This is a genomic window from Bacillus sp. JK106 (genome assembly GCF_053663355.1).
In genome coordinates, this window is sequence record NZ_JBSJQC010000002.1 from 864,005 (window position 1) to 877,431 (window position 13,427).

1 protein-coding gene is annotated in these 13,427 nt (G+C 50.3%); it reads left to right on the forward strand.

Features of this window, described 5'->3' with window-relative positions:
* Window position 1 precedes the first annotated feature (1 nt).
* Window positions 2-13,414: an SDR family NAD(P)-dependent oxidoreductase gene (locus tag ACWJJS_RS09690; RefSeq protein ID WP_454023513.1), complete on the forward strand. Its 13,413-nt coding sequence runs from the start codon at window positions 2-4 to the stop codon at window positions 13,412-13,414.
* Window positions 13,415-13,427: the final 13 nt, after the last annotated feature.

Here is a 13,427-nt window from a genome sequence, read left to right on the forward strand (position 1 = left end):
CGTGAAGAACTTCAATAAGCAAATCACTTTATCGCTGAAAAATCCGTTTATTTTACATCATGACGTTTACGGACAAAAAGTCCTTCCGGGATTGGCTTATATTGATATGTTTTATCAGATTTTCAAAGAGCGCGGCTATTCATACGACGGGCTTCAGCTGCGCCATTTATCCATATATCAGCCGCTTATCGCGAAAGAAGACAGCGCCGTCAAGCTTACGGTTGAATGTACGAAGGTAAAAGAAGGGCGCTGGAAACTTACCGCAAAAGGGGCTGAGGTCAGCGGCGGACGAGTCCAGCCGGAAGCACGTATTTACGTCAAAGCGGAAATGCACGAGACGGCACCCGCAGTTTTCAGTGACACGCTTGATCTTGACTCTGTCAAACGCGAGGCGGAACGCACCATCGATTTAAATGAGCTGTATGCACAATGCAGAAGCCAGGAATTGGTTCACAGCGGATACATGAAAGCGGAAGGAGAAGTGTTTGAGGAGCGGGACGGCGTCACCTTTGATGTATCGCTCGGAAAAGACGCGATGGGACAGGCCGGAGGGTTTTTGTTCCATCCGACTCTTCTTGACGGAAGCGGCGTCGGCGCAAACCTATTGATCTCCTCGCTGTTAAATGGGGAAAAGAGGCTGTTTCTGCCTCTTTTCTATGAATCTTTTACAGCTTCCGAACCTTTGCAGGCCGGCTGCATCACGAGAATCAAACGTTCGTCGCTCAGGCAGGAAAAAGAGCTCATTTACATTACACTGGAGTTTTTTAACGCATCCGGCCGGAAAGTAGCCGAGCTGAAAGATTTCACAAGCAAGCTCGTGCGGGATGCCGAGCTGATCAATACAGACCGTAAGCCTGCTGAGAAGTCTCCTGAAAAAGCCGGTTTACCGGAAGTTGCGGCATCGCTTGAAGGCGGACACCCGCATGAGGAAGCAGAGCGGTATGTCATGAATCTGATGGCGGAAAAAATCGGCAAGCCGCTTGAACAGATTGATTCTCAAGTCGGCTACTATGAAATGGGGCTGACATCGTCCGGACTGCTTGACGTCGTCGAAACGATAAGCGAAAAAATCGGCGAAACCCTTTCTCCGACTTTGCTGTTTGAATATACGACGGCAGCAGAGCTGGCGGCTTTCCTGACAGAGCAGTACGGAAGCCATTTCAGCGCGTCTCCTGCAAAAATAGAGAAGCAGGTTGAGAAGCAAACAGAAAGAAGACGGAAAAGCAGTGTTCCGCAAGATGAAGATATCGCGATTATCGGCATGGCCGGCCGCTATCCGCAGGCCGAAAATATTCATGAATTCTGGGAAAACCTGAAAGAAGGAAAAAACTGTGTCACCGAAATTCCGGAGTCTCGCTGGGACTGGCGCCGGTTTGAAAATGTAAAGTCGCCTTCCGGAAAGAGCATTTCAAAATGGGGCGGATTTATTGATGATCCGGATTGCTTTGATCCCCAATTTTTCCGGATTACGCCGCGGGAAGCTGAAACAATGGACCCTCAGGAACGGCTGTTTTTACAAACATGCTGGGAAACGATTGAGGATGCCGGATATACGCCGAAGTCGCTCGCAGAGGCGCGCGGACGGAATAAGAGACAGCGCGTCGGCGTCTTCGCAGGGGTGATGCATAAGGATTATACGTTGGTCGGGGCTGAAGCTTCTTCTGAAGATCATGTATTCCCGCTTTCTCTTAATTATGCGCAAATCGCAAACAGAGTTTCATATTTTTGCAATTTTCACGGGCCGAGCATGGCGGTCGATACGGTCTGTTCATCCTCGCTGACTGCGGTTCACCTTGCTGCGGAAAGCATTCGGCGCGGGGAATGTGAATCGGCGGTTGCCGGAGGGGTCAACTTGTCGCTGCATCCGAATAAATATCTGACATACGGTTTATGGGACATGTTTTCAACAGACGGGGTTTGTCATACATTCGGGAAAGACGGAGACGGCTATGTACCGGCTGAAGGAATCGGTGCCGTTTTATTAAAACCGCTGCGAGAGGCGGTAAAAGACGGAGACCGGATTTATGCGGTGATAAAGGGCAGTGCCGTCAACCACGTGGGGACAGTGAGCGGAATTTCCGTGCCGAGTCCTGTCGCGCAGGCCGATTTGATTGAAGAATGCCTGGACAAAGCGGGCATCGATCCGCGCACGGTCAGTTATATTGAGGCGCACGGGACGGGAACTTCTCTCGGCGATCCGATTGAGGTTCAAGGCCTTGTCAAGGCGTTCCGCCAGTACACACAGGACAAACAGTTCTGTTCGATCGGATCAGTGAAGTCCAATATCGGCCATGCGGAATCGGCGGCGGGCATCAGCGGCTTAAGCAAAGTTGCCCTGCAGCTTCACCATAAAACTTTGGTGCCGTCTCTTCATTCCGAGGAGCTGAATCCGTATTTAGATTTTGAACAATCACCGTTTTACGTCCAGCATCATACCGAAGCATGGCAGCAGCCATCAGTGACGGAAAACGGAAACGAGACCGTATATCCCCGGCGTGCGGGCATCAGTTCTTTCGGGGCGACAGGTTCAAACGTGCATCTCATTCTGGAGGAATTTATCCCTGAAGAATCACAGAGAACAGCGTATGAACCGGCAGAAGAACAGACTTTCATTTTCCCGGTTTCCGCCCGGAATGAAGAACGGCTAAAAGAGTATGTTGCGAAGCTGTCTTCATTTATTTATCCCGGCCTGCCGCTTGAGGATGCGGCGTATACACTTCAGATCGGCCGTGAACAGATGGAGGAGCGGGTTGCGTTCACCGCTCAGAATATGACACAGCTCAAAGAGCGGCTGGAAGGCTTTCTGGCGGGTAAAACGGTCAGAGGATGCTGGCGGAACCGAGCCGATAAAAGCAATCAGGCAGAGCTTGCTCCGGACTTGATACATAAATGGCTTTCTTCCGGGAGTCTGGAGATGATTACCGAAAAGTGGGCCGGCGGAGGAACGATGGATTGGAATCTCTTGTACAGTGAAAACAAACCGAATCGGATCAGCCTGCCGACATATCCATTTGAAAAAATCCGGTATTGGGTGCCAAAGGCGGAGAAAAGAGAATCGCTGCCGCAAAACAGGGCAGGCATGCTGCATCCGCTCCTTCATGAAAATGTATCAAACATGTCAGGTGTCCGTTTCCGGTCCTCTTTTAGCGGCGGAGAATTTTTCCTGAAAGATCACGTCGTCAAAAACGAGCGGACGTTACCGGGCGCGGCTTATCTGGAAATGGTCCGGGCGGCCGTTGAACACGCGGCAGAAACGAAGGAAGAAGGAACAGTCCGTCTGAAACATGTCGTATGGATACGTCCGTTTACAGCGGCGGATGAATCCGCAGAACTGTATCTCCGTCTTTATGATGAAGAAAATGGGGAGATGGGCTTCACGGTTTACAGTGAATCGGCTTCCTCGGAACAAGAGCCCGTTCTCTATGCGCAAGGAAGCGCGGCGTTTGTCCGAGGGGGCGAACCGGCCAAAATCGAGATTGACAAATTAAGAGAGTCACGCCGTCTGATCACACCTGACGCTTGCTATCAGGCATATAAACAGATGGGGATTGAATACGGGGATGCTCACAAAGCGGTCACGGAAATCTATGCAAAAGACAGCAAAGTGCTCGCGAAGCTCTCACTCCCGTCATCTATTTCTCATACAAAAGATCAGTTTGTCCTCCATCCGAGCCTTTTGGATGCGGCCTTCCACGCGACAATCGGGTTAATGCTTGACAGAGACGGGACTGACATAAGGCCGATGCTGCCGTTTGCTCTCGAACAGATTGATGTGTTGAAAAGCTGTAAAAGCGATATGTGGGTTTCCATTGCGTACAGCGGCGAAAGCAAGCCTGAAGATGCCGTGCAGAAGCTGGATATTGATGTATGTGACGAACAAGGCAATGTATGTGTGAAAATGACTGGTTATTCCGCACGGGAAATTGAAACGGATAAAACAGATACACTATTTTTTGAACACGTATGGGAAGAGAAGACCGCTGTACATGAAAAAGCACCGACTCATTTCAAAGCCCGTCACGTGATGATATCAGACCGGTTTACGGATCAAATGAACAGCATACAGACAGACTTCAGCTGTCATGTGCTCCGTGATCAGCATAAGAGTGAAGACGAACGGTTTGAAGCTTGTGCGCTTCAGGCGTTCGAAGAAGTGAAGAAAATCCTCGCTTCAAATTCCGGCGGGTGCGAGCTCATTCAGATTGTCGTGCCTCAAGAAGCGGATACGCAGCTCCTTTGCGGCTTAACGGGGCTTTTGAAAACAGCGGCGCTTGAAAACCCGAACCTGACCGGCCAGCTGATTGAATTGGAGCCGGACGTCAAGGCAGACACGCTGTCCCGATATGTAAAAGAATGCAGCGCTCATCCTGATGACAAACATATTCGCTATGAAAACGGCAAGCGCTATACGGCACAATGGCAGGAAACAGGGCTTGAACAGTTCGGCGTCGAAAAGCCGTGGAAGGATAAAGGTGTTTATCTGATCACAGGCGGCGCGGGCGGACTCGGATTTTTATTCGCCAAAGAAATCGCCCGGCATGCAAAAGACGCCGTGCTTATTTTAACGGGACGTTCTCTGTTGGATAACCGTAAAAAAGACCAGCTTCAAGAACTGTCCGATCTCGGCGCGGAAGCCGTGTACAAACAAACGGACATGACGGAAAAACAAGAAGTTCAATCGCTCACAGCGGACATCTGCCGGCAGTACGGCGGATTAAACGGTATCATACACAGCGCGGGAATGATAAAAGACAATTATATTCTGAAAAAGCCCAAAGATGAAATCCGTGATGTACTGGCGCCGAAAGTCTCCGGACTGGTTCATCTTGATGAAGCGGCAAAGGACATTGAGCTTGATTTTCTGATTCTTTTCTCTTCCGGAGCCGGAAGCGCCGGAAGCGCGGGCCAGGCTGATTATGCGATGGCCAATGCGTTTATGAACGCCTTCAGTGAAAAAAGAAACCGTAAAAAAGCCCGAAATGAACGCTATGGACACACCCTTTCAATCTGCTGGCCGCTTTGGAAAAACGGCGGCATGACGGTTGACGCTGAAACGGAAGCGATGCTGACAAAAGAAAGCGGCATGGTCCCTATGAAAACAGAAAACGGCATCCATGCTTTGTACCGCGGGTGGGCGGCAAACACATCCCAAATCATGGTGACGGAAGGCTACGCCGCAAAAATCCGGGCGTTTCTGAAAAAATCAGCGGATGATCAGCCGGATAAGGGCAGCGAAACGGAAGAACCGGCAGGTCTTACGGCAGGCGGAGAGAACATGCTTTCAGAAAAAACGGAGCATTTCTTGAAACATGTGCTTTCGGAAGTAACCAAACTTCCTGTCGGCAAAATTGACGCCAAGGCGCCTATGGAAGATTACGGAATTGATTCGATTATGATTATGCATTTGACGGGCCGGCTGGAAAAGAGCTTCGGTTCATTGTCAAAAACATTGTTTTTCGAATATCAGAATATCGAATCGCTGGCGCAGTATTTTATGAAAGCACACCGGGACACGCTGCTGGAAGTGACCGGGCTGAAAACAGAAGAAACCCCTGCAGCCAAACCGGCGCTGTCTGAGAAAGCCGAAATAAAGCCCGTTTCCAAACGGAATGAAGGCAAAAAAGGCTTTACGCAAGTCCGCACAGAAACGCGGAAAAATCCAGTGACGGAGCGTGAAGATATCGCGATTATCGGTATATCAGGACGATATCCGCAAGCCGAAAATCTTCAGGAATTTTGGAAGAACTTGAGTGAAGGCACTGACTGCATAACCGAAATTCCAAACGATCGCTGGGATCACAGTCTTTATTACGACGCTGATAAAGATAAAGAAGGCAAGACGTACGGAAAATGGGGAGGATTTTTGAAAGACGTGGACAAATTTGATCCGCAATTCTTCTCTATTTCGCCTCGGGATGCAAAATTGATGGACCCGCAGGAGCGGTTATTCCTGCAATGTGTCTACGAAACGATGGAAGATGCCGGTTACACGCGCAAAAAGCTCACGGAAAAATCGGGTGATTTGCTTGGCGCCAATGTCGGTGTTTACGTAGGCGTCATGTATGAGGAATATCAGCTTTACGGAGCCGAAGAACAGGCGCGCGGAAAATCGCTTGCGCTGACCGGAAATCCGTCATCAATTGCGAACAGGGCTTCCTATGTATTCGGTTTTAACGGTCCGAGCATGGCGCTGGATACGATGTGCTCTTCTTCTTTAACAGCCATTCATCTGGCATGCCAAAGCTTGCGGAACGGCGAATGCGAGACAGCATTTGCCGGGGGCGTCAATGTATCCGTTCATCCGAATAAATATTTGATGCTCGGCCAGAACAGATTTTTATCAAGCAAAGGCAGATGTGAAAGTTTCGGTGAAGGCGGGGACGGTTATGTGCCCGGTGAAGGAGTGGGAGCCGTGCTCCTTAAGCCGCTTTCTAAAGCGAAAGCGGACGGTGATCATATTTACGGCCTGATCAAAGGAACGGCAGTAAACCATGATGGAAAAACAAACGGGTATTCCGTACCGAATCCGAACGCCCAAGCCGCGGTGATCAAACAGGCGTTAAAAGACGCGGGAACCGATCCGAGGGCGGTCAGCTACATTGAAGCCCACGGCACCGGGACTTCACTCGGTGATCCGATTGAAATCACGGGTCTGACAAAAGCCTTTTCAGAACAAACACAAGATAAACAGTTTTGTGCCATCGGCTCAGCAAAATCCAATATCGGTCACTGTGAAAGCGCGGCGGGCATCGCGGGTCTGACGAAGGTGCTCCTGCAAATGAAACATAAGAAGCTCGCACCGTCACTGCATTCCCGGACGCTTAACCCGAATATTGATTTTCTCTCTACGCCGTTCAAAGTGCAGCAGACGCTTGAAGAGTGGAAAAGACCAGTCATAAATGATAAGGAATTGCCGAGAACCGCGGGGCTTTCCTCATTTGGAGCCGGCGGTGTCAACGCTCATATCGTCATCGAAGAATATACCGCTGGTGAGGATAAGGAGACGGCTTTCGCCGCGCCTCATCCGTCGATGATCGTCCTTTCCGCGAAAAATGAGCAACGGCTTCAAAAATGGGCGGAACGTCTTCTTGATGCGCTGCGGAGCGGGCGTTACCGGGAAGCGGATCTGAGCCGGATCGCATATACGCTTCAAATCGGACGTGAACCGATGGAAGAGCGTCTCGGAATGATTGTCAGCAATTTGCGCGAGCTTGAAGAAAAGCTTGACGAATTTACGGGCGGCAAGGAGTCAATTGACCGGCTCTACCGCGGACAAGTCAAACAGAATAAAGACACGATGGCGCTGTTTGCGGCTGATGAGGACATGGAAAAAACCATTGAGGCATGGCTTGAAAAAGGCAAAGCCGCAAAGGTATTAGAGCTTTGGGTGAAGGGCCTTCCGCTGAATTGGGATAAGCTGTATCAAATGGGCAGACCGCAAAAAATCAGTCTCCCGGCCTACCCGTTTGCAAAAGACCGTTATTGGATCGACACATCAGCTGATACAGCTGTCAAAAGACCGGCCGAAACACAGTCTGCGCCGATCGCACCGGCGACCGTCCCGGAACCGGTCATTGAAGTAACAACTCTTCGCGAGGAGACTGCCAAAGAAAAACCGTCAAACATTTCATTGCAGCCTTTGAGCGGCGCGAAACCGAAAAGAACCGTACAGTCTGCTTCCCGTCCGGCGGTTTCCGCTGAAAAAGTAAGTGCCGAATTAACGGAAAGGTTGGCGGACGTTTTATATATGGATGCCGACGATATCGACGCAGATGACACATTTATTGATATCGGCATGGATTCAATCACCGGTCTTGAATGGATAAAGGCCGTTAATAAAGCGTACGGCACGTCCCTTACGGTGACGAAAGTATATGATTATCCGACAATCCGCCAGTTTGCGGCCTTCTTGCAAAAAGAGCTCGGGACAGAACCGATCCTTGAGAAAGCAGCCGAACCGCAGAAAACAGAGGCCGTAAAAAAACCGTCAAACATACAGCTGCAGCCTTTAAACGCTCATAAGCAGCATGTGATACAAGCAGAAGCGGATATTCTGGAGGCGATGTCTGAAACAGCAGCTTCCGCCGAACCGGAAGAACCGATTGAAGCGGTGCATGACGAGTTATCAAAAGCACTGGCTGATGTATTGTACATGGAGCGGCATGAAGTGGATATTGATGAGGCCTTTATTGACCTCGGCATGGATTCAATCACCGGTCTTGAATGGATAAAGGCCGTCAATAAACGGTACGGCACGGACTGTAATGTAACGAAAGTGTATGATTATCCGACAATCCGTCAATTTGCCGATTTTCTGCGCACGCAGCCGTCCGTCCGCGGCAGAAAAAAACAGGCGGTTCCCGTACGTCCAAAGCCGCTTACGCAGCAAGCCGCCCCGCAGGAGAAAACACCTGCCGGACCGGAGAGATTAACGGTTCAAAAGGAACCTGAACCGGTGCAGGCCAAACGGGAGCCTAAAGACGAGATAGCAGACGCGATAGCCATCGTCGGCATGTCGGGCAAGTACCCGGATGCGCCGGACCTAAAGACATATTGGGACAACTTAGCCCGTTCGAAAAACGCCATTCGCGACATCCCGCTTTCCCGCTGGGATGTAAACAAATACTATGATCCGGCCTTAAACAAGAAGGGCAAAGTATACTGCAGATCAATCGGTATGCTTGACGGCATTGAAGAGTTTGATCCGCTGTTCTTTAATATATCTCCGTCTGAAGCGGAACTTATGGACCCGCAGCACCGGATATTTTTACAGGAAGGTTTTAAAGCCTTTGAAGATGCGGGTTACAGCTCAAAAGAATTAAACGGAAAAAATTGCGGCGTTTATTTGGGGATTATGAACAATGAATACGGCATGATGTTAAACAAACATCAGACAGGAGGAAGCGCGACGGGCAACAGTTTCAGCATCGCGGCGGCCCGCCTGCCTTATTATCTCAATTTGAAAGGGCCGGCCATTCCGATTGATACGGCATGCTCTTCATCTCTTGTCGGGACTCATTTGGCGCGTCAGGCGCTGTTGAATCATGAAATTGACATGGCCCTTGTCGGCGGCGTCACCTTGTATTTAACGCCTGAATCATACATCAGCATGTGTGAAGCAGGAATGCTGTCTCCTGACGGCCAATGTAAAGCATTTGATAACAGCGCGAACGGATTTGTGCCTGGCGAAGGCGCGGGGGCGCTCGTTTTGAAGAGGCTGAAAGATGCGGAAGCCGATCAAGACCATATTTACGGAGTCATTATCGGATCAGGAATTAACCAGGACGGAAAAACCAACGGCATTACCGCACCAAGCGCGAAAAGCCAAATGGAATTAGAGCGTCAAGTGTATGAAGCGCACAACATCCACCCTGAGAGCATCACCTATGCGGAAATGCACGGCACCGGCACAAAGCAGGGGGACCCGATTGAATTAGAAGCCTTATCTTCTGTATTCAAGGAAAAAACGGACCGCAAACAATTTTGCGCCATCGGTTCGGTTAAATCGAATATCGGGCATACGTCGGCGGCGGCAGGTGTAGCAAGCGTCCAGAAGGTTTTGCTGTCGATGAAACATCAGCAGCTTGTGCCGACCCTTCATTTCAGCACGCCGAATGAACATTTTGATTTCGATGACTCGCCTTTATTTGTCAATACCGAACTTAAACCTTGGGAAACAGGCGGAGCACCGCGGCGGGCCTGTGTCAGCTCATTCGGCTACAGCGGTACAAACGCTCATCTCGTTATCGAAGAGTATCAGCCGAAAGACCGAGGAAGCCGTAAGTCTGATGAGACAAACATTTTTGTGCTGTCGGCGAAAAAAGCGCCGCAGGTAAAAACCTATGCCGAGTCTGTGATCGAATTTGCAAAAGCCAATCAGAATATCAATCTTTCGGATATGGCATATACGCTTCAGACCGGGCGTGATGCGATGGATTACCGTCTTGCGGTTACAGCCGGTTCGAGAGAAGAACTGATCAGCCGTTTAACCGATTTTGTAAACGGAAATACGGGTGAAGGGATATATGAAGCCCACATCAAAACGGCAAAAAAAGAAATCAAAGCATTTGAAACGGACGATGATCTGAAGCAGCTTGTCAGGTCGTGGTTCGATAAGAAAAAATACGTCAAAATAGCGGAATTGTGGGCCAAAGGGCTTCAGATGGACTGGGACAGACTCTATCAAGGCGAAAAACCCCGCAGAATCAGTCTGCCGGCTTACCCGTTTGCGAAGGAGCCTTACTGGCTGCCTGAACCGAAAGCCGTACCGCAGGAAACAGAAGACCGGCGCGAGGCTGTGCTTTTAGAAAAGCAATGGGTTCCGAGTGAGATCGATTCGGCCGGTGAGAAAAGCGGCAGGACGGTCATGATTCTGGCTGATGCAAGGACAGCGGGGCTTGCCGAAGAGACTGCAAAGCATTTCGCTGACTCGTTCATTTTCCCGGTCGATTCCGCTGACACTGCAGCTAGCGATTGGAATCACATAGATGGCGCAATCGATCTGACGGGATGCGGAGACGAAGACCTTTCACTGGAAGGGATCAGCCGGCTCCAGACTCTGATTGATACAAGCCGCCGGCAAGCGCGGCCGCTGACGCTGCTATATGTAACAAAAGGCTTGGAGCCATTTCAGCAGAAAACGATTCATCTTGCAGGAGCGGCAAAAAGCGGCCTGTACAGAATGCTTCAAAATGAGTATCAAAACGTGACGTCCAGACACATGGATGCCGATACAGATACGGATCAGCAGACGCTTGCCAAACAGATTGCAGATGAATTTTCGGCGGACAGCACAGAACCGGAAGTCTGCCGCCGAAACGGACAGAGATACCGTGCTTTGTTCAGCGAGATTCCAAGCGGGAAGCGAGCAGAACATAAGCCCGCACCGTTTCCTGAAGACCATGTGCTTTTCATTACCGGAGGCACGAGGGGACTGGGTCTCTTATGCGCCCGCCATTTCACAGAAAAACACGGCGTGAAAAAAGTAGTGCTGACAGGCAGGGAGCCGATTCCTCCCCGTCATGAACGGTCAGCCGTTAATACGAGGCTGAAAGAGAAGATACGGGCGATTGAAGAGCTTGAAGCAAAAGGAGTGCAAGTGGCGGTGATCAGTCTGAAATTGTCTGATCATGATGCGGCGGCAGCGGAAATTGAAACGATCCGGCGCACGATGGGACCGATCGGCGGCGTCATTCACTGTGCGGGATCGGTTAATTCAGTAAATCCGGCGTTTATCAGAAAGACTGCCGACGATATACAAGAAGTGCTGGAACCGAAAGTCGCCGGGCTTCAAACATTAAGCAGCCTTTTCACAAATGATCCTTTGCAATTTTTTGTCTTATTTTCTTCAGTATCTGCAGTCGTTCCGGCGCTCGCGGCGGGACAGTCGGATTATGCGATGGCAAATGCGTACATGGATTATTTCGCGGCGGCTCATCAGCATCAATATCCGTTAGTCAGCATTCAATGGCCGAACTGGAAGGAAACCGGATTGGGTGAAGTCCGCACAGAAAACCTGAAGCAGACCGGGCTGCTGGGACTGTCCAACGCGGAAGGACTTGATTTGCTGGACCGCATTTTATCTGAAAACATCCGCCCGTCCGTTCTGCCGGCTATCGTGGATCGGAGCGAATGGCATCCCGACAGGCTGCTCTGTCAAGAGAAAAAACAAAAAGAGACTGAAGCCGTAATAAACGGCAAAGACGCGGACAAACATTCAGACAGAGAACTGCTTCTTGATACGAAGGCGTGGCTTGTGAAACTGTTTTCCGATGAGCTGAAAATCGCTCCGGAAGAACTGGAAACAGACGAACCGTTTCAGGATTACGGGGTTGATTCGATCATTTTAGCACAGCTTTTACAGCAAATGAATCATGCGCTCAAAGAGGACTTAGATCCGTCTGTTTTATATGAACATCCGACGATTGACGCGTTTGCCGAATGGCTTGTATCCAATGGTCAGCCGCTGCTTGCAGAAAGGGAGGAACCTGATACAGAAATGTTGGTTCCGGCTGCCGTACAAACGGTTCACACTGAACAAAAGCGTGATGCCGTAACTGAAGACATTGCCGTCGTCGGAATGAGCTGCCGTTTTCCGGGAGCGGAATCGTTAGAACAATATTGGGATTTGCTGAGAAGCGGCAGGTCCGCAATCGGCTCCGTCCCGGCGGAACGTTTCGGATATGCAAATCAATATGTTGCGGGATTGATTGACAATATGGATCACTTTGATTCCGAATTCTTTTTCATTCCGGAAAACGACGCGAAAGCGATGGACCCCCAGGCGTTGGCGGTGCTGGAAGAGAGCTTGAAACTTTGGTGCCATGCCGGCTATACCCGTGAAGAAATCAAGGGCATAGAAGCCGGTGTTTATATCGGAGGCCGCAGCCAGCATCAGCCCGATCCTGAAAGTCTTGCGAATACCCGCAACCCGATTGTTGCGGGCGGGCAGAATTATTTAGCGGCAAACGTTTCGCAATTTTTTGATCTGCGCGGGCCGAGCATCGTGCTTGATACGGCTTGTTCATCGGCTTTGACAGGAATGAACATGGCCGTTCAGGCACTGAGAAGCGGCGATATCAAAGCGGCGGTAGTTGGCGGCGTCAGCCTGCTGAACACGGATGCGGCGCACCGGATGTTCCAAGAGCGCGGGCTGTTAAACGAAAAACCGGCATTTCACGTATTTGACAAGCGTTCAGGCGGAGTTGTCCTCGGTGAAGGCGTCGGCATGGTTCTGTTAAAAACAGTAAGCCAGGCGCAAAAAGACGGCGACACGATACACGCGGTCATTAAGGCTGCCGCCATGAACAATGACGGCAGAACGGCAGGCCCGTCAGCCCCGAATATGCAGGCGCAAAAAGACGTTATGCAAAGCGCGCTTTTCAAAAGCGGCAAAAAGCCGGAAGACATCAGTTATATCGAAGCAAACGGATCGGGTTCCGCGGTGACTGATTTGCTTGAGCTGAAGGCGATTCAATCTGTATACCGCTCAGGTCCGCATGTTCCGCTCGGCATCGGGTCAATCAAGCCGAACATCGGGCATCCGCTTTGCGCAGAAGGCATCGCAAGCTTCATTAAAGTCGTATTAATGCTGAAGCATAAACAAACGGTTCCGTTTCTCTCAGGAGACGAACCGATGCCGCATTTTGATATAACAAAGACAGATTTTCACTTTCATAAAACAGCCGGCGAATGGGATGCAGCCAGACCGTCAGCAGCCATCAACTGCTTTGCCGACGGCGGAACGAACGCCCACGTCATTCTGGAAGCTTGGGAAGAAAAAGATACCCGAATGAAAAGAAAGCCGCTGCCGGTACCGTCATTAAGACGTAAGGCTCTGGTAAAAGAACCTGACGTACGAGCGGAGAAACAAGAGCTTCCTGCGAAAAAAATGTTTTGGAAAGCATTTAAATAAGAGAGGAGTGGGA